The organism is Yersinia pekkanenii, from assembly GCF_001152565.1.
In the GTDB taxonomy this organism is placed as follows: Bacteria; Pseudomonadota; Gammaproteobacteria; order Enterobacterales; family Enterobacteriaceae; genus Yersinia; species Yersinia pekkanenii.
Genome location: NZ_CQAZ01000014.1, coordinates 61,144 through 79,089, shown reverse-complemented (window position 1 = coordinate 79,089; position 17,946 = coordinate 61,144). Strand labels below are relative to the sequence as shown.

Here is a 17,946-nt window from a genome sequence, read left to right as displayed (position 1 = left end):
ATGGAGAATAAAGATAATGTATGACTTTATTATCACACGCGCACTATTAGTTGACGGTCGTCAGGTTAATATCGTAATTAATGATGGAAAAATAGTGGCTGTTGACGCGGTTATTGCCACTGAAGAAAATAGTCAAACCAAGCCTTCCGTTTCTTCCGCCAAAAAAGTATTGGATTTGGCCGGGAAATATTATATCAGCGCCGGTTGGATTGATTCCCACGTCCACTGTTATCCCGCCTCCCCTATTTATCATGATGAAGCTGATTTAGTCGGTGTTGCCAGCGGCGTTACCACGGTGGTGGATGCAGGCAGTACCGGTGCCAATGATGTGGATGATTTTTACCGCCTGACACGCGCGGCTAAAACCCATGTTTATGCTTTTCTGAATATTGCCAAAACCGGCATTGTCACGCAAAACGAATTAGCGGATATGGCGCAGATTGATAAACAAAGTGTTAGCGAGGCGATTGCCCGTAACCCCGGTTTTATCATCGGCATTAAAGCTCGGATGAGCAGCAGTGTGGTGGGTAAAAACGGCATTAAACCGCTGGTGCGGGCAAAAGAAATTCAGCAAGAAAACAATCAATTACCACTGATGGTGCATATTGGTAATAACCCACCGGATCTGGATGAAATCGCCGATTTGCTGACGCAGGGTGACATCATTACCCACTGTTATAACGGTAAACCTAATCGTATTCTGACGCCAGCCGGTGCCTTGCGTGAATCTATTCAACGGGCATTGAAACGCGGCGTCTTACTGGATGTCGGCCACGGTAGCGCCAGCTTCAGCTTTGATGTCGCCGAACAGGCCATCAAGCAAGGTATTTACCCGCACACCATCAGTTCCGATATTTATTGCCGCAACCGTATTAACGGCCCAGTGCACAGCCTGGCGACCGTGATGTCCAAATTTTTCACCCTCGGTCTGAGCCTTGAGCAAGTCATTGCTTGTGTAACAGAAAATGCCGCTCAGGCGCTGCGTTTGGCCCATAAAGGGGTGCTTGCAACCGGCTATGATGCTGACCTGACGATTTTTGAGTTGAAGCAGCAACCTCAAGTATTCAATGATTCAGAAGGTAAATCGGTAACCGGTGAGAAATATCTGGTGCCACTGGCTGCGGTGGTAGCGGGTGACGTAGTATTAACTGACGAAGGGAAGTCAAAAGATGTCTTCAGTCTATGAAAAATACCAGCTAAAACATGTTATTAACGCATCTGGTCGTATGACGATGTTAGGCGTTTCGACGCCACGGCCAGATGTGGTCGTGGCGGTAGAACTGGGTCTAAACCATTACTTTGAAATGAAAGATCTGGTGAATAAGACCGGTGCTTACATTGCCGGGTTATTGAATGTTGAAAGCGCGGTGGTTGTGTCCTGCGCCTCTGCTGGGATTGCCCAGTCGGTCGCGGCGGTGATCGTGAAAGACGATGCCAATTTACTGGTTAACCTGCATGCCGCACCTCGTATTGTGCCCCATGAAATTGTCTTGCCGAAAGGCCACAACGTTAACTTTGGTGCGCCGGTCGATACCATGGTGACGCTGGGCGGCGGTAAAGTGGTGGAAGCAGGTTATGCCAACGAGTGCTTGCCGGAACAGTTGGAAGCAGCGATCACGCCAAACACTGCGGCGATCTTGTATATAAAATCACACCACTGCGTACAAAAAAGCATTTTATCCGTGGAACAAGCGGTAGTCATTGCCCGTAAGTATCAATTACCGTTAATTGTTGATGCGGCAGCGGAAGAAGACCTGTTGTGTTACTACCAAATGGGCGCTGATTTGGTGATTTACAGTGGTGCTAAAGCCATTGAAGGGCCAACCAGTGGGCTGGTCTTAGGTAAGAAAACCTATGTTGAGTGGGTGAAATTGCAATCAAGCGGCATTGGTCGGGCGATGAAAGTGGGTAAAGAGGGCATTCTCGGCCTCACCCGCGCCATTGAAAGCTATATGACGCTGGAGAAAGAAACCGGCCAGCAGATGATTGACAAAATGACACCATTTATCAGCCAGTTAAATACTATTAATGGTGTCTCAGCTAAAGTGGTTTGGGATGCCGCAGGCCGTGACATTGCCCGCACTGAAATCAGTTTTGATGAAGCTAAAATTGGCCGTTCGACCCCGGATTTGGTGGATGCGCTGAAGAACGGTGATATCGCTATTTATTTCCGCGCCTATAAAGCCAACGAAGGTAAGATTGAGGTGGATGTACGCAGCGTGACCCCCCCGCAGCTCGATACTATTTATTCCTGTATTAACCGCCTGGTTAAGGGAGCTTGAGCCATGAAACTGACCCCGAATTATTATAATGACCGTGTTTGCCTGAATGTGCTGGCAGGTTCAAAAGACAATGCCCGTGAGATTTATCAAGCCGCTGAAGGCCATGTATTAGTTGGTGTTTTATCGAAGAATTACCCAGATGTGGACAGCGCTGTCAACGATATGCGTGAGTACGCGGCACTTATCGACAATGCCTTGTCGATTGGGCTGGGCGCGGGTGACCCGAAGCAGTCGACGATGGTCAGCCAGATTTCACAACAGGTTCAACCGCAGCATGTGAATCAGGTCTTTAGCGGTGTCGGCATCAGCCGTGCACTGCTGGGGCAGCATGAGACTGTGGTCAACGGCCTGATTTCGCCGACCGGCAAAGTGGGTTATGTGAAGATTTCTACCGGTCCGCTCAGTTCACAGCAAAAAGACGCGATTATTCCGGTCACCACCGCCATCACCATGTTGAAAGATATGGGCGGCAGCTCGGTGAAATTTTTCCCAATGAACGGGCTGGACTCTATCGATGAATACCGTTTTGTTGCCGAGGCTTGTGCAGCTACCGGTTTCTGGCTGGAGCCAACCGGCGGTATCGATTTGGCGAATTTCGAACACATTGTGCAAATTGCGCTGGATGCTGGCGTCACGAAAATTATCCCGCATATCTATAGCTCGATTATCGACAGCAACACCGGTAATACCCGCCCGGAAGATGTGAAAACCTTATTAGCTATCGTGAAGAAAATCGTACAGTAAGGCGTTTATTGATCGGATAGAAACTCAGTTATTGATCAGATAGAAATTCAGTATCGGTGGGGGTATGTGTGGCCGTTTGGATTGGATGGACACATACCTTCTGGTAGCTCCTCCCTATGAGTAAGGACCAACATGAATAACTGTTTAACAGATTCTGGTTTAAAAAGCCTGTCGGCAGGCATTGCTCTGGCTATGGTTACACTGTTTAACCCGCTGGCTCATGCTGAGCAAGCTACCAATAAGTCTTTCGCTTATGTCGGTACTTATAATCCGAACGGTGAAGGGGTTTACCGGCTACAGGTTGATCCCAAAACCGGTGAGTTGACAGAAAAAACGCTGGTCAGCTCACAGGCGAACCCGGCACAACTGGTAGTGGATAGTCAGGGTAAAACCTTATATGTCGCCAGCGAAGTGGCGGATTACAATGGGGGTAAGCACGGCGCTATCGCGGCATACAGCATCAACCCGGTCGATGGCAGTTTGACGCTGATTAATCAGGTCGATTCTCAGGGCGCAGGGCCGGTTTATCTGTCATTGACACCATCCGGCAGCCATTTGCTGGTTGCTAACTATATCAGTGGTTCAGTGGCAGTATTCCCGGTACAACGTGGCGGAAAATTGTCTGACGCCAGCTCAGTAGAGCAAGATGAAGGCCCCGCGGGAGCCGCTAAACCGGCTGCGGCGGTGGACGGCAGTTTCGCCATCAGTGACCATAATGGCCCGCATGCGCATATGGTCGCCAGCGACCCGAGTGGTAAATTCGTCTTTTCGACGGATCTGGGGCTGGACAGGATTTATCAGTACCGTTTTGATGCTGACAGTGGCAAATTGACACCGAACTCTCCGCCCTACATCAGCGCATCATCTGCCGGTGCTGGCCCGCGTCATTTTGTGTTCCATCCTAACGGTAAGACGCTATTCTTGGTCAACGAAGAAGCCTCGACCCTGACCAGCTATCAATTGGATCCGCAGAAAGGTACGCTGAAGCAGTTAGATACGCAGTCATCGTTACCGGCAGATTACCGTGGTACCAGCTTTGCGGCTGGTCTGACGTTATCGAAAGATGGTAAGTTCTTGTATGTAGCCAACCGTCTGCATAACAGTATCGCTCAGTTTGCCGTGACCGCCGACGGTGCGTTTACCCCAGTGGAAGAGGTATGGACGCGCGGGGATTATCCACGCACGCTGGTACTGGATCCTACAGGTCACTATCTGTATGCCATGAATCAGCGCAGCGATAACATCACTCGCTTTAACGTCTCACCACAAAGTGGCAAATTGACCTTTGTTCCGGGCTATACCGCCGTCGGCAGCCCATCGCAGATGGTATTTGTACCGTCGGCACAGAAAAAGTGATGTGAGATAACGCTCCCCCTACGGCTAAGGCGGTGGGGGAGCCAGCAAGTGCCCTTAATAACGGAGTGGAGTAGTGAGATTTCCCTATCAACGTCTGGCCTATATGTTCGATGCACTGCAATCGGAAACGCTGCCTCAAGATGAGCTGGCGAAACGCTTTGCGGTCTCGACACGCACCGTGCGGGCCGATATTACGGCGTTGAATGAGGTCATCGAGCATTATGGTGCGCATTTTATCCATAATCGCGGTTTTGGTTATCGTTTGATGATAGATGACGCTGATCGCTTTCGTGCCTTACAGCAGCAAAATCGCAAAACACATTTGACCCCGCGTAGTGCCAATGAGCGGGTGCACTATCTGTTAATCCGTTTTCTGACCTCTGCCTTTTCATTGAAGCTGGAAGATTTAGCAGATGAATGGTTTGTCAGCCGTGGCACATTGCAAAATGATATGGCTGAGGTGAGAGAAAAGCTCAATGGTTACCATCTGACCATTGAAACCAAGCCACGCTATGGCATGAAATTATTTGGTACCGAATTGGCCATCCGCACTTGTCTGACGGATCTTTTGTTCCAGTTACAGCTACAAGATGCAGATAATCCATTATTAAAAAATGAATTTCTTAGCATTCAGACTATCCCCGAACTGACCGGGTTACTGCATGAGCTATTGGCTCAATACGCGGTGCGGTTAACTGATGACGGTGAGCAATACCTGATTTTTTATTGTGCGGTGGCGTGCAAACGGATCATCGATGGTTATCCGTTATCTGATTTTGATGCAGAAGATGTGGATGAGGCGGTCAAACTGGCCTCTGGCCGTTTAGCCAATGAGCTTAAGCTATTATCTGGTAAAGATATTTCAGCGGCGGAAGAAGCCTATTTACGGGTAAATATTGCCGCCCGGCGGGTACAAACCAGCCAACTTAACACCAGCCGCCCCAGTGAAATCAATGCCGATGACGAAGAGACGCTGGTGGACTACATCCTCTCGTATATCAACGCTCACTATAACTACAATTTACAGAATGATAAGCAACTGCGCAGTGATCTACTCACGCATATCAAAACCATGATTACGCGGGTGAAATATCAAATAACCATTCCTAACCCTTTGTTATCAAATATTAAACAGCACTATCCGATGGCTTATGACGTGACGCTAGCGGCAGTATCCAACTGGGGTAAACATACGCCGTATAGTTTGAATGAAAATGAAATCGGTTATTTGGTACTACACATTGGGGTGGGGTTGGAGCGCCATTATAATATTGGATATCAGCGCCACCCGCAGGTGATGCTGGTGTGTGATAGCGGTAATTCCACCACCCGGATGATTCAGGCACAGATTTCCCGTAAGTATCCGCAGATCGTAATGACTCAAACTATTTCCCTGCGTGATTACGAAAATCTCGACCATATCGACGAAGATTTTATTATTTCTAACTCGCGATTGGCGGAAAAGAACAAGTCGGTGGTGGTGATGTCACCCTTCCCGACCGAGTATCAGTTAGAACAACTGGGTAAGTTGGTATTGGTTGATCGCACCCGGCCTTACATGTTGGAAAAGTTTTTTGATAGCCATCATTTTATGATTATCGACCAGCCGATGACACAAGAGCAGTTGTTCAAAAAAGTTTGTAGCCAGTTGGAGGATGAAGGCTTTGTTGACGCTGATTTTTACCCATCAGTGGTGGAGCGGGAAGCGATTGTATCCACCATGCTGGGTGAGGGGATTGCGCTGCCACATTCACTGGGCTTATTAGCCAAAAAAACGGTGGTGGTCACTCTGTTAGCCCCTGCAGGCATTGCCTGGGGCGACGGCGAGGTGGCGCATGTCATCTTTCTGCTGGCTATCAGTAAAACTGATTATGAAGAAGCGATCGCAATCTATGACTTGTTTGTCACTTTTGTGCGTGAACGATCCATGAGTCGTTTATTGAGTAGCCAGCATTTTGATAGTTTTAAGGCGATCGCGATTGATTGTTTGAGTCGGATCTGAGCGTATCAGTTATGCAGCGATACGGGTTCCGGCTTATATAATTTAGTCAGATTCGAAACATCAATGTTCTCTTCTGCTTTTCCGCGATCATAAGCCGCCTGAAGGCGGAGCCACATGGCCGGGGTGCTTCCCAGAACCGCCGCCAATTTCACCGCCATTTCCGGCGAAACTGCGGAGTGACAGGAGACAAGGCGCTGCACAGTGGACAGCGCAACGTTTAATGCTCTCGCCAACTCCCTAATCCGTAGATTTAGATCTTCGAGGATGCCTTCAATCATTTCTCCCGGATGTGGGGGATTATGCATTTTCATTAGTGATAGTCCTCGTAGTTAAGAATAAACGCATCTCCGTTTTTAAACTCGAACGTAATGCGCCAGTTCCCGCTCACCGTTACTGACCAGATGTTTTCCCTGTCACCCTGTAACGAGTGGAGTTTGTACCCCGCGACATTGATATCTTCAATTGTTTCCGCCAAGTCGATAAATCGCAAACGGTCACGGAGGCGCTTAACATGCTGCGGGTTAACGCCCGCAGCAGAACCCGTTTCAAAGAAGCGTTGCAGTCCCTTGTGTTTCGCTTTGCGCAACACACGCTGCATTAAAAATCAAATCACTGCCAGCCATATCGCCGCACAAACCACCCTTTCATTAACTGCGTTGTCACCATATAACCGGCAAGGATCACCATCAGCCAGGGGAAGTACGACAGTGGCAGCGCCTGCAATTGCAGGGATCCTGCCAGTGGTGAGAAGGTCAGCCCGATACCAATCACCACTACCGCCAGTGTCATCAGGCACAGCGGCCATGAGGCGCGGCTCTGAATAAACGGGATCTTACGGGTACGGATCATATGTACAATTAAGGTCTGGGACAGCAGCCCTTCGACAAACCAACCGGATTGGAACAATGTCTGCATTTCCGGTGTATTAGCCTTAAATACCCACCACATCAGGCTAAAGGTCAGTACGTCAAAAATTGAACTTATCGGGCCAAAGAACACCATAAAACGCCCTAAATCACCGACGTTCCAGCGTTGTGGCTTGGCCAGTTGTTCTTCGTCGACGTTATCGAATGGGATCGCAATCTGAGAAATATCGTACATCAGGTTCTGGATGAGTAAATGCAATGGCAACATTGGCAAGAAGGGTAAGAATGCACTGGCAATCAGTACGCTGAAGACGTTACCAAAGTTGGAGCTGGCGGTCATTTTTATGTATTTCAGCATGTTGGCGAAGGTGCGGCGGCCTTCGAGTACCCCCTGTTCCAGTACCATCAAGCTTTTTTCCAGCAAAATAATATCAGCAGCTTCTTTGGCGATATCCACCGCAGAATCCACAGAAATCCCGATGTCAGCAGCCCGTAATGCCGGAGCATCATTGATGCCATCTCCCATAAAACCCACCACATGGCCTGCTTCTCGTAGGTTTTGCACGATGCGTTCTTTATGCATCGGTGTCAGCTTGGCAAACACCGTGGTGGTACGGGTGGCTTCGGTCATCTGCTCAATATCACTGCCGCGCAAGACATGCGCGACAGATAATCCGACATTTTTACAGACCTTACGGGCCACTAACTCATTGTCGCCGGTAAGAATTTTGACGTTGATACCACTTTTTTTCAGGGCCAGTAGTGCCGGAGCGGTGCTCTCTTTGGGGGGATCGAGGAAGGCGATATACCCTTCCAGAATCAGGTCATATTCATCGATAACGGCGTAATCGCGCTGATAAGCAGGCATGATGCGGGTCGCAACTGCAACCACCCGCAGCCCTTGCTGGTTTTGTTCATCAGTAACACGGCGGATACGGGTCAGCAGCGCGTCAGTTAATGGGATAACCTCATCCCCCTGACGGGCATGGCGGCAAATAGACAGCATCTCCTCCAGTGCGCCCTTGCAGATAAGTTCGTGATAATCCGCTTTATCTCTGACCACGACTGACATGCGGCGGCGTTCAAAATCGAACGGGATCTCATCGATTTTACGGTAACCTGCTAATGTGTCAGCCGCCTGCGATTGAGCCGCAGTTGAATCCGCCATGGAAGAAAGCACGGCCACATCCAGCAAATTTTTTAATCCGGTTTGGTAGTAACTGTTAAGCCAGGCATAGCGCAGTACCCGTTCGCAGTTGGCACCCAATACATCGGTATGGCTCTCCAACACGATTTTGTCTTGGGTCAGAGTACCGGTCTTATCGGTACACAGAATATCCATTGCGCCAAAGTTCTGAATCGCATCCAGTCGTTTAACAATAACTTGCTGTTTCGATAGTTTTACTGCCCCTTTTGCCAAGGTCGAGGTCACGATCATCGGCAGCATTTCCGGGGTTAAGCCCACGGCGACGGACAGGGCGAACAGGGCGGCTTCCCACCAGTCGCCTTTGGTAAAACCGTTGATCAGTAACACTATCGGTGTCATGACCAACATAAAACGGATCAACAGCCAACTGACTTTACTGATGCCACTCTGGAAGGCGTTAGGTTGCTCATCCTGATGGGTAACCCGTTCAGCCAGCAGACCAAAATAGGTTTGATTACCGGTACCGATCACTATCGCCAGTGCCGATCCGCTCACCACATTGGTACCCATAAAGCACAGGGTATCCCGTTCCAGGGGATTCGGTTCGTCACACTCACGGCACTGCGCCACTTTCTCAACCGGTAGCGATTCACCGGTCAATGAGGCTTGGCTGATAAACAGATCCTTCGCGACCAAAATACGTAAATCCGCCGGGATCATATCGCCAGCAGACAGTTTAATTATATCGCCGGGGACTAATTGGGAAATGGGCAGTTCGTGGTGCTCGCTTTTACCGGTATGTGCATCGCTGCGAAGAACCGTGGCGGTGTTGCTGACCATGGCTTTCAACGCATCTGCCGCGCGGTTAGAGCGTGCTTCCTGAATAAAATGCATCAAGGTGGAAATGAATACCATGGCACCAATCACCAGCGCGGCAGTGAGATCTTCAGTCGCATAGGAAATCAGGGCCAGAATGGTTAGCAGTAAGTTAAATGGGTTACGATAACAGTGCCATAAGTGAACCCAGCCACTGGTAGTTTGCTGATTTTCAATCAGATTACTGCCACTGTGCAGGCGAATTATCTCCGCTTCCTGCTCGGTCAGACCTTCAGGGTGGCTCTTAAAGCGCGCATAAAGTTGTTGTGGTGTTTCATTTGCACACTGCAAACGTTGTTGAGTCAGTGCTGCTGGCAAGTCTTTGGCCGCACTTCTCTGTGGCAAACCTTCTAACATGGTTTCGCGGCGGATCAGGCGGCGGGGCAGGCTACGGCTCAACACATTGAGCAACTGCCGGGTGAAATTTTTAACTTGCATGGTTCTAACCTTACTGTCATGCCATGAACGATCTTCATGTTGCGCCCACGGCAAGCCTGCCGTAGAGATAGCAAAAAACATTATTAGCAGAAACCAACGCGGGGAAGCGGGGAAAGTGCGCAGTGACTGCCTACCAGACTATTTCAGGTAAGGCGGCCACGTCAGACGGGGAATGACCTTACCGGTGCACCCAAAGGGTGTCGATCGAGGGTACTGGGTCCACTGTGTAATTCACCTCCGGTAAGTTGAAAGACAAGGTAGGTGTTAGGCGATATCTACCCCTTTACTTGATAACTACGGGTATCTAACCATCAGCTTAGCAACCAAACAGCTAGACAGACCTTAAACGGCATAACTAATTTTGCCACGGCAAAAAACCACCCTGACGGTCAGATAATCCGTTAGGGTAGTAATATGCGCGAGTCATTAGGATATCATGCGCTGAGTCTGATTATGTGCATGCTAAACTTCCCACGACTGATTTAAATATAAATAATCTATTTATTATATATTTCTAAACCTAAACATTAGGTAAACCATGCAAAACCGTTTGACCATTAAGGACATTGCCCGCATGAGTGGAGTTGGAAAATCCACGGTTTCGCGGGTACTGAATAATGAAGGCAGTGTCAGCCCACAGACCCGGGAACGGGTAGAGGCAGTGATCCGTCAGCAAGGTTTTACGCCATCAAAATCAGCTCGTGCTATGCGCGGACAGAGCGATAAAGTTGTGGCCATCATGGTATCACGCCTGGATTCACCGTCCGAAAATCAGGCGGTACGCACCATGTTGCCACTGTTCTATCAGCAAGGTTACGACCCTATCCTGATGGAGAGCCAGTTTGATCCCGCATTGGTTAGTGAGCATTTACATGTCCTGCAACAGCGCCATGTGGATGGTGTGATTCTGTTTGGTTTCTCTGGGTTAACCGCAGAAATGCTCTCGCCGTGGCAGGAGAAAATGGTCGTACTGGCGCGGGAGTACCCCGGTTTTTCTTCCGTATGCTACGACGACGACGGGGCTGTGCGTCTGTTGATGGATAAGTTACGCCAAGCTGGGCATCGCCATATCAGCTATATCGGTGTGCAGCCGTCGGATGCCACCACCGGCATGCGCCGTCATCAATCTTATCTTGATTATAGCCAGCAGCATGGCTTGGTAGCTACGGTTGCCTTGGGTGAACTGAGTTATCAAAGTGGCTTTCAGCTGGCACCTCAGGTGATCAAGCCTGATACCTCGGCGCTGGTGTGTGCCTCTGATACCATCGCCATGGGAGTGAGTAAGTACTTGCAGCAGCAAGGTCAGCAACATATTCAGGTATGTGGCATTGGTAATACGCCGCTATTGCACTTTCTGTTCCCTAACACCCTATCAGTCGAACTGGGTTATGGCAGCGCAGGCGAGAAAGCGGCGCTGCAACTCCTTGATCAACTTAATCGTAGTCAGTCAATTCAACAGATTATTATCCCCGGCCAACTCACCTGATTCTTTTTTCTCATCGTGATGCTATTTGCAATCCCACCCTGAGAGGTGGGAATACTCTGCGGCAGCTTGTTTGTGACAAATTGTTTGTGGCAAATAATGGCTAAATTGTGATCTTCAACCCAAGTAGGGAACGTTCCCATTTTATAAAAATAAATACATAGCTAATCTTTAATTAGCCGAGTATTTAATCGGCTATTGGTGTGATTTTTTCTTTAAGACAGACCTTACCTCTTTTATTAAGCAAGTCTCATACCTTGTACGCTATCCCACCTTTTATGAAGGTACGTTGAAATGAGCAAAGTAAAACAACAAGACATCGATCAATTGATCGTACTGGTGGGAGGCAGAGACAATATTGCCACCGTCAGCCACTGCATTACCCGGCTACGATTTGTTTTAAATGACCCGTCTAAAGCCTCGCCAAAAGAGATCGAAAACTTATCGATGGTCAAAGGCTGCTTTACCAATGCCGGGCAATTTCAAGTGGTTATCGGGCCGGAAGTTGATGATTACTACCAAGCGTTAATTGCTAAGATTGGCCTGAATGAGGTGGATAAAGAGCAAGCCAAACTGGCTGCACGGCAGAATATGACGTGGTTTGAGCGCGGAATTTCTCACTTTGCAGAGATCTTCTTCCCGCTGTTACCGGCATTGATCAGCGGAGGCTTGATCCTTGGCTTCCGTAACGTGATCGGTGATATCCCGATGTCCGACGGCAAAACGCTGGCACAGATGTATCCGGCGTGGAAAACCATTTACGACTTCCTTTGGTTATTGGGAGAAGCCATCTTCTTCTACTTACCGGTGGCTATCTGCTGGTCGACCGTGAAGAAAATGGGCGGTACGCCGGTGTTGGGGATTGTTCTGGGGATAACCTTGGTCTCACCGCAGTTGATGAACTCTTATCTGCTGGGGCAACAGATCCCTGAGGTGTGGAACTTTGGCTGGTTTACCATTGAAAAAGTGGGTTATCAGGCTCAGGTCATTCCCTCGATTCTGGCTGGTCTGGCCTTGGGCTGGATTGAAACTAATCTAAAGAAAATTATCCCCGCTTACCTTTATCTGGTGGTGGTGCCGGTGGTTTCCTTGCTGTTGGCGGTGTTCCTCGCCCATACGCTGATCGGGCCATTTGGTCGCATGATTGGTGATGGTGTGGCATGGGGCGTGAAAGCGGTGATGACCGGCAGTTTCGCGCCGATTGGGGCCGCATTATTTGGTTTCCTGTATGCGCCGCTGGTCATTACCGGCGTACATCAGACCACGTTGGCCATCGATATGCAGATGATTCAGAGCATGGGTGGCACGCCGGTCTGGCCGCTGATTGCACTGTCAAACATCGCACAAGCCTCTGCGGTATTGGGTATCATCATCATTAGCCGTAAGGTTAACGAGCGTGAAATCTCGGTACCTGCGGCAATCTCAGCCTATCTTGGCGTCACCGAACCGGCAATGTACGGTATCAACCTCAAATATCGCTTCCCAATGCTCTGCGCCATGATTGGTTCTGCATTGGCGGGCCTGATTTGCGGGCTGACCGGTGTGATGGCGAACGGCATCGGTGTGGGAGGCTTGCCGGGTATTTTATCCATTAAGCCGCAGTTTTGGGGAATTTATGCCCTGGCGATGTTAGTGGCGATTGTGGTGCCGTTGTTCCTGACCATCATGGTTTATAAACGTAAAGAGCGTCGCGGCGAGTTGCCGGTCTAAGTCATGCTCCTCCGCCACGGCTAGCGTGTGGCGGAGTCATTTTTCAATTTTCGCGGTTTTTTCTACAAATAAGAGTCTGCTATGAATAATCCTATCCCTTGGTGGCAAAACGGCGTCATTTATCAGATTTACCCGAAGAGTTTTCAGGACAGCACCGGTAATGGTTACGGTGATCTGGCGGGTGTGACGCAGCGTTTGGATTATCTGCAAAAGCTCGGTATTGACGCCATTTGGCTGACACCGGTCTATGTTTCACCGCAGGTGGATAACGGCTATGACGTCGCGGATTACTGCGCCATTGACCCGGCTTATGGCACATTGGAAGACTTCAAAAATCTGGTTGCCGCCGCCCATCAGCGTGGTATTCGTATCGTGATGGATATGGTGTTTAATCACACGTCTACTGAGCATGCCTGGTTTAAAGCCTCTCAGGATCGTAATAGCCGGTACCGCCAGTTTTATATTTGGCGTGATGGGGACGGTGATAATTTACCGAATAACTGGCGCTCTAAATTTGGCGGCAATGCCTGGCAATGGCACGCGGCCAGTGGCCAATATTATCTGCATTTGTTTGCTACCGAACAGGCTGATCTGAACTGGGAACACCAGCCGGTGCGCGATGAACTGAAGAAAGTGTGCGAGTTTTGGGCTGATATCGGTGTTGATGGTTTGCGCTTGGATGTGATCAATTTAGTGTCCAAACAGCAGGATTTCCCTGATGACTTTACCGGTGATGGCCGCCGTTTCTACACCGATGGCCCGCGTATCCACGAATTTTTACAGGAAATGAGCCGTGATGTCTTTCAGCCGCGCGGCCTGATGACGGTGGGTGAGATGTCTTCCACCCGCCTGGAACATTGTCAGCGTTATGCCGCATTAGGTGGCGATGAGCTATCAATGACCTTTAATTTCCACCATCTGAAAGTGGATTATCTCGATGGCGAAAAATGGTCGCTGATGCCGCCGAACCGGGTAGAACTCAAGCAGATTTTTAACCAGTGGCAGCAGGGGATGCACAACCGTGCATGGAATGCGTTGTTCTGGTGTAACCACGACCAGCCGCGCATTGTGTCGCGCTTTGGTGACGAGGGTGCGCTGCGCTTGCCTGCGGCCAAGATGCTGGCAATGGTGCTGCATGGTATGCAGGGCACACCTTATATCTATCAGGGTGAAGAGATTGGCATGACCAATCCTAATTTCACCTCAATAGACCAATACCGTGATGTAGAAAGCCTGAATATGTTTGCTGAATTAAGTGCCGAGGGGCGGGATACTGATGAATTACTGGCGATTCTGGCGAGTAAATCCCGTGATAATGGCCGAACCCCGATGCAATGGGACCGCAGCCGTAATGCCGGATTTAGCCAAGGTACGCCGTGGATTGACCTTTGCAGTAACTATACCCGCATGAACAACTGCACCCGCATGAATAACAGCGATATCAACATTAACAGCAGCGATGAGATTAACGTCGCTGCTGCGTTGGCAGATGCTGATTCAGTATTCTATGCCTATCAATATTTGATCGCTCTGCGTAAGCAACATGATGTTTTCACTTTCGGTGACTATCAGGACCTCTGCCCACAGCACCCAGACTTATGGTGTTATTTACGTCGCTGGCAAGGTAAGCAGTTGCTGGTGGTCGCTAACCTGAGCGGCGAACCGCAATCCTGGCAGCCGGAGGGGATTGAGTTAGACGGTAACTGGCAATTATTAATGAGTAGCTACGGTGAAAGCGCCTTCCAACCGCAACCGATGGTATTGCGGGAGTATGAGGGGATTTATTGGATTAGGGACTAGCTTTGGTACGGTGATTCGGTTCGCTCATATTCTCTTGGAAGCCCAATAATATATTAACGCAAAAGGTAATATTATCTTTTGCGTTAAATTAACTTGTGCAATAATTCCAACAGCATAAGGAGCATGCAATGTTTGAACTTTTATACCACCCCGAGGCTGTACAGGAAGTCGAAGGTTTACCGGATATTCTACGCGGTAAAATGGCTAGGCTATTGGATCAGTTAGAATGCCGGGGGAATGGTTTGCGTTTTCCTCTTACTCGTCCAATTAAAGATGGGTTATTTGAACTACGGGCGTCTGGGGCTGATATAGCGCGAACGTTGTTTGTTTATCAGCAAGGGAAGCGAGTTTTTATCCTACGGTGTTTTGTCAAAAAGTCAGAGCGAACACCTCCTACAGAGATTATGTTGGCCTTACAACGATTGGAGGATTTAACCGATGCCTAAAGTCATTGCAATAAGTCATTTTGATGTCAAAAAACGTCTGTTAAATACGCCGGAGGCCATTGCAGCCTACGAAGAAGCCGCTGATGAATATGCGTTACTCGAACAGTTAACAGAATGGCGTATCAAGGCAGGCCTCACAAAAGCTGATGTGGCCCAACGTATGGGGGTTAAACCTCCTGCAATAAACCGCCTTGAGAATAATATTACCAAGGCGTCATGGCAGACCTTAAGGCGCTATGCGGCAGCCTGCGGTGTATCGTTGGCCATTACTGCCCGCCCATAATTCAGTCGAGTTGCTATGGTGATGATTGGGGCAGCAGATGACCAAATGAAAATGGCTGGCACTGAGGCCAGCCGTATACCGCTTTACATCGGAATTAACGACGTACTGCGATAGCTTCAATTTCGATTTTCACGTCTTTTGGCAGACGAGCAACTTCAACACATGAACGCGCAGGGAATGGCGCGTTGTGTTCAGTAAAGAATGCTTCGTAAGTGGCATTAACCGTGCTGAAATCATTCAGATCTTTAACGAATACGGTCGTTTTCACCACATCGGCAACTTTCAGGCCAGCGGCTTCGATGATAGCTTTTACATTTTCCAGTGACTGACGTGTTTGGGCTGAAATATCGTCGGCGACCAGACCGGTTTTGGGATCAACGGGGATCTGACCAGAAGTGAAGATCATACTGCCCAGATCGACGCCCTGAACATAGGGACCAATAGCGGCTGGGGCAAGCTCGGTGCTGATAGTGCGTGACATGGTGGCTCCTGGTTTACATAATGCAGAAAGAACCCGCCATCTTTCACGTCACAGGTGTGTTGGCGACTCTCGTTTACCGCCTTCCTGCACCATGAAATCTATTGGGTTTAATGATTTCTATATTATAAAGATGAGTGGGATTACAGCAACCCGCGTGTGTTAAGTTTGCGGCTAATCTGCTTGTAGCACCACCTGATGATCGAATTCTTTCTCGCAATATTGACATTTAAGGTGAATCTCACCCTGTTTGGCTTTTACTTTAAAGCTGGAATCGACTGGCTCGTTATGGCTGATGCAGTTACTGTTCGGGCAAGTCAGCACACCGTCAATATGTTCCGGTAGGCTGAGGGTGAGTTTCTTCACCACGTTGTAGTTATCAATACGGTTGACGGTAGCATCCGGTGCATACATTGCCAGTTGGTTGGCTTGTTGCTCTGTCAGGAAGGTATTTTCTATTTTAATCAAATCTTTACGGCCTGATCGCTTCGACGGTAGATTCAAGCCGATAGTAATACGCTGATCAGTCGCGGTCAGTTTGAACAGCGACAACAATTTGAACCCGATTTGCGCCGGAATATGGTCAATCACGGTACCGCATTTAATCGCTTCAACCTGTAGTTTGTAATCCTGAGTCATGTTTAATCCCCCCTTAAAGAGCCAATTCTGCGTTTAATACCAGTGCCAGCAGCGCCTGACGGGCAAAAATCCCGTTACCTGCCTGTTGGAAATAGTAGGCATAGGGTGTTTTGTCGACATCGGTGGTAATTTCATCAATACGCGGCAATGGGTGTAGCACTTTGAGGTTATCCCGTGCGCCGTTCAAATCAGCAGCGCGCAAGATAAACTGAGCTTTGACATTGGCGTATTCCGATGGGTCAAGACGCTCTTTTTGTACCCGAGTCATGTAGAGAATATCCAGCTCTGGCACCACTTCTTCAATGCTTTCGTGCAGGCTGTATTCGAGACCTTTTTCTTCCAGCATTTGCAGTAGATAAGCCGGCATTGCCAATGCATCCGGGGCGATAAAGAAAAAGCGGTTGCCGCTGAATTTTGCCAGCGCTTGCATCAGTGAATGCACGGTGCGGCCATATTTCAGGTCACCGACCATGGCGATATTGATGTTATCGAGGCGGCCCTGGGTTTCCTTGATAGTGAATAAATCGAGCAGAGTTTGCGTCGGGTGCTGGTTCGCGCCGTCACCGGCATTGACCACCGGCACATTACCAGAGAACTGAGCCGCCAGACGGGCAGCGCCTTCCTGTGGGTGGCGGATGACAATGGCATCCACATAGGTGCTGATCACTGAGATGGTGTCAGCCAGCGTCTCGCCTTTCTTGCCAAGGGATGTATTGCTGCTATCAGAAAAACCGACCACCGAGGCACCTAAGCGGTGGATGGACGTTTCAAATGACAGGCGGGTACGGGTTGAGGCTTCGAAAAAGCAACTGGCGATCACTTGGTGTTTTAACAGTTCAGGTTGCGGCGTACTTTTCAGACTGGCGGCGGTGCGCAGCACCAGTTCCAGTTCATCGCGACATAAATCGTTAATTGAGATGATGTGCTTGTGATACAATGGGTTGGCCATTTCGCTCTCCTCTGTGACCCGTCATACTTCAAGCTGCATGTGTGTTGGCTGCTTTCGCTCACCCCGGTCACTTACTGGTCGTTGACCTTAAAATAAGTAAGCTCCTGGGGATTTACTCAATTGCCGCCTTTCTGCAACTCGAATTATTTAGGGTATATATTTTAATTGGTGGTAATGCTTAATCTGGCCCCGATCAGCAGACAAAAAAAAGCCCCTCAACGAGGGGCTTTACGGGATCGGTTTAGCAACGGGAGAAACCACGGCAGTTGACTGCCTGTTGGCAGGCAATTTTGTCGACCATCAAGAGGGCCATTTTCAACAAAACGCGCTTGGCTTTCCATCATATCTCCCAGCAAATTGTGGCGAATTATACTCGCGTGTAGTTTCTCTGCAAGGGGTAAAAACCACATTTTTTGCAATTAGCAAACGATTACTTATGGAAGGGAA

The 17,946-nt window shown here is 49.1% G+C and carries 17 protein-coding genes; 10 read left to right on the top strand and 7 right to left on the bottom strand.

The window, feature by feature from the left end:
• The first annotated feature begins 16 nt into the window (after nt 1-16).
• The 5 genes from AEP37_RS09235 (at nt 17) to AEP37_RS09215 (ending at nt 6,384) form a co-directional block, all read left to right on the top strand.
• A complete protein-coding gene (locus tag AEP37_RS09235; protein WP_049612603.1) occupies nt 17-1,186 on the top strand; it encodes an amidohydrolase/deacetylase family metallohydrolase in 1,170 nt (389 codons plus the stop codon).
• Complete coding sequence (locus AEP37_RS09230; RefSeq protein ID WP_049612601.1) at nt 1,170-2,282, top strand: DgaE family pyridoxal phosphate-dependent ammonia lyase; 1,113 nt, start codon at nt 1,170-1,172, stop codon at nt 2,280-2,282. Before AEP37_RS09235 ends, AEP37_RS09230 begins: the two co-directional genes overlap by 17 nt.
• Before the next feature lie 3 nt (nt 2,283-2,285).
• Nucleotides 2,286-3,026, top strand: coding sequence for a 2-dehydro-3-deoxy-phosphogluconate aldolase (gene dagF / locus AEP37_RS09225; RefSeq protein WP_049612599.1), 741 nt, complete (start codon nt 2,286-2,288; stop codon nt 3,024-3,026).
• A 132-nt stretch (nt 3,027-3,158) separates the two neighbouring features.
• A complete protein-coding gene (locus AEP37_RS09220; RefSeq protein WP_049612598.1) occupies nt 3,159-4,382 on the top strand; it encodes a lactonase family protein in 1,224 nt (407 codons plus the stop codon).
• A gap of 73 nt (nt 4,383-4,455) precedes the next feature.
• Nucleotides 4,456-6,384, top strand: coding sequence for a BglG family transcription antiterminator (locus AEP37_RS09215; RefSeq protein WP_156168560.1), 1,929 nt, complete (start codon nt 4,456-4,458; stop codon nt 6,382-6,384).
• A gap of 5 nt (nt 6,385-6,389) precedes the next feature.
• Here AEP37_RS09215 and AEP37_RS09210 read toward each other — a convergent pair whose 3' ends face one another.
• Genes AEP37_RS09210 through mgtA form a run of 3 tightly spaced genes read right to left on the bottom strand, consistent with a single transcriptional unit; the run spans nt 6,390 to nt 9,711 of the window.
• Nucleotides 6,390-6,695 carry a HigA family addiction module antitoxin gene (locus AEP37_RS09210; protein ID WP_049612596.1) on the bottom strand — a complete coding sequence of 102 codons (306 nt, stop codon included), beginning with the start codon at nt 6,693-6,695 and terminating at the stop codon, nt 6,390-6,392.
• The gene (locus AEP37_RS09205; RefSeq protein WP_408068324.1) at nt 6,695-6,982 is read right to left on the bottom strand and encodes a type II toxin-antitoxin system RelE/ParE family toxin; all 288 of its coding nucleotides are present in this window, start codon (nt 6,980-6,982) and stop codon (nt 6,695-6,697) included. The genes AEP37_RS09210 and AEP37_RS09205 overlap by 1 nt, the downstream gene beginning before the upstream one ends.
• 11 nt (nt 6,983-6,993) lie before the next feature.
• A complete protein-coding gene (gene mgtA / locus AEP37_RS09200; RefSeq protein WP_049612653.1) occupies nt 6,994-9,711 on the bottom strand; it encodes a magnesium-translocating P-type ATPase in 2,718 nt (905 codons plus the stop codon).
• 538 nt (nt 9,712-10,249) lie between these two features.
• Between mgtA and treR the strand changes: the two genes are divergently transcribed.
• The 5 genes from treR to AEP37_RS09175 all read left to right on the top strand — a co-directional run bounded on the left by treR (nt 10,250) and on the right by AEP37_RS09175 (nt 15,433).
• Entirely contained in the window at nt 10,250-11,197 is a 948-nt protein-coding gene (treR, locus tag AEP37_RS09195) for a trehalose operon repressor TreR (protein ID WP_049612594.1), read from the top strand.
• Between the two features lie 291 nt (nt 11,198-11,488).
• A complete protein-coding gene (gene treB / locus AEP37_RS09190; RefSeq protein ID WP_049612592.1) occupies nt 11,489-12,904 on the top strand; it encodes a PTS trehalose transporter subunit IIBC in 1,416 nt (471 codons plus the stop codon).
• A gap of 81 nt (nt 12,905-12,985) precedes the next feature.
• Complete coding sequence (locus tag AEP37_RS09185) at nt 12,986-14,704, top strand: alpha,alpha-phosphotrehalase (protein ID WP_049612590.1); 1,719 nt, start codon at nt 12,986-12,988, stop codon at nt 14,702-14,704.
• A 128-nt stretch (nt 14,705-14,832) separates the two neighbouring features.
• Nucleotides 14,833-15,150, top strand: coding sequence for a type II toxin-antitoxin system RelE/ParE family toxin (locus tag AEP37_RS09180; RefSeq protein WP_049612588.1), 318 nt, complete (start codon nt 14,833-14,835; stop codon nt 15,148-15,150).
• Nucleotides 15,143-15,433 carry a helix-turn-helix domain-containing protein gene (locus AEP37_RS09175; RefSeq protein WP_049612585.1) on the top strand — a complete coding sequence of 97 codons (291 nt, stop codon included), beginning with the start codon at nt 15,143-15,145 and terminating at the stop codon, nt 15,431-15,433. Before AEP37_RS09180 ends, AEP37_RS09175 begins: the two co-directional genes overlap by 8 nt.
• Nucleotides 15,434-15,527: 94 nt before the next feature.
• On the opposite strand, the gene ridA is transcribed toward AEP37_RS09175, so the two are convergent.
• The 4 genes from ridA to AEP37_RS27565 form a co-directional block, all read right to left on the bottom strand.
• Nucleotides 15,528-15,914, bottom strand: a complete 387-nt coding sequence (gene ridA, locus AEP37_RS09170) for a 2-iminobutanoate/2-iminopropanoate deaminase (protein ID WP_049612584.1) — start codon at nt 15,912-15,914, stop codon at nt 15,528-15,530.
• Between the two features lie 171 nt (nt 15,915-16,085).
• Complete coding sequence (gene pyrI / locus AEP37_RS09165; RefSeq protein WP_049612582.1) at nt 16,086-16,550, bottom strand: aspartate carbamoyltransferase regulatory subunit; 465 nt, start codon at nt 16,548-16,550, stop codon at nt 16,086-16,088.
• Nucleotides 16,551-16,563: 13 nt separating this feature from the next.
• Nucleotides 16,564-17,499 carry an aspartate carbamoyltransferase gene (gene pyrB / locus AEP37_RS09160; protein WP_049612580.1) on the bottom strand — a complete coding sequence of 312 codons (936 nt, stop codon included), beginning with the start codon at nt 17,497-17,499 and terminating at the stop codon, nt 16,564-16,566.
• Nucleotides 17,500-17,714: 215 nt separating this feature from the next.
• Nucleotides 17,715-17,843: a hypothetical protein gene (locus AEP37_RS27565; RefSeq protein ID WP_280512712.1), complete on the bottom strand. Its 129-nt coding sequence runs from the start codon at nt 17,841-17,843 to the stop codon at nt 17,715-17,717.
• Nucleotides 17,844-17,946 lie beyond the last annotated feature (103 nt).

Coding starts and splice junctions, on each gene's coding strand:
- pyrI (WP_049612582.1), bottom strand. CDS start 16,550: ATGACTCAGGATTACAAACTACAGGTTGAAGCGATTAAATGCGGTACC.
- treR (WP_049612594.1), top strand. CDS start 10,250: ATGCAAAACCGTTTGACCATTAAGGACATTGCCCGCATGAGTGGAGTT.
- AEP37_RS09220 (WP_049612598.1), top strand. CDS start 3,159: ATGAATAACTGTTTAACAGATTCTGGTTTAAAAAGCCTGTCGGCAGGC.
- AEP37_RS09180 (WP_049612588.1), top strand. CDS start 14,833: ATGTTTGAACTTTTATACCACCCCGAGGCTGTACAGGAAGTCGAAGGT.
- mgtA (WP_049612653.1), bottom strand. CDS start 9,711: ATGCAAGTTAAAAATTTCACCCGGCAGTTGCTCAATGTGTTGAGCCGT.
- dagF (WP_049612599.1), top strand. CDS start 2,286: ATGAAACTGACCCCGAATTATTATAATGACCGTGTTTGCCTGAATGTG.
- AEP37_RS27565 (WP_280512712.1), bottom strand. CDS start 17,843: ATGATGGAAAGCCAAGCGCGTTTTGTTGAAAATGGCCCTCTTGATGGT.
- ridA (WP_049612584.1), bottom strand. CDS start 15,914: ATGTCACGCACTATCAGCACCGAGCTTGCCCCAGCCGCTATTGGTCCC.
- AEP37_RS09210 (WP_049612596.1), bottom strand. CDS start 6,695: ATGAAAATGCATAATCCCCCACATCCGGGAGAAATGATTGAAGGCATC.
- AEP37_RS09205 (WP_408068324.1), bottom strand. CDS start 6,982: ATGCAGCGTGTGTTGCGCAAAGCGAAACACAAGGGACTGCAACGCTTC.
- AEP37_RS09230 (WP_049612601.1), top strand. CDS start 1,170: ATGTCTTCAGTCTATGAAAAATACCAGCTAAAACATGTTATTAACGCA.
- treB (WP_049612592.1), top strand. CDS start 11,489: ATGAGCAAAGTAAAACAACAAGACATCGATCAATTGATCGTACTGGTG.
- AEP37_RS09185 (WP_049612590.1), top strand. CDS start 12,986: ATGAATAATCCTATCCCTTGGTGGCAAAACGGCGTCATTTATCAGATT.
- AEP37_RS09235 (WP_049612603.1), top strand. CDS start 17: ATGTATGACTTTATTATCACACGCGCACTATTAGTTGACGGTCGTCAG.
- pyrB (WP_049612580.1), bottom strand. CDS start 17,499: ATGGCCAACCCATTGTATCACAAGCACATCATCTCAATTAACGATTTA.
- AEP37_RS09175 (WP_049612585.1), top strand. CDS start 15,143: ATGCCTAAAGTCATTGCAATAAGTCATTTTGATGTCAAAAAACGTCTG.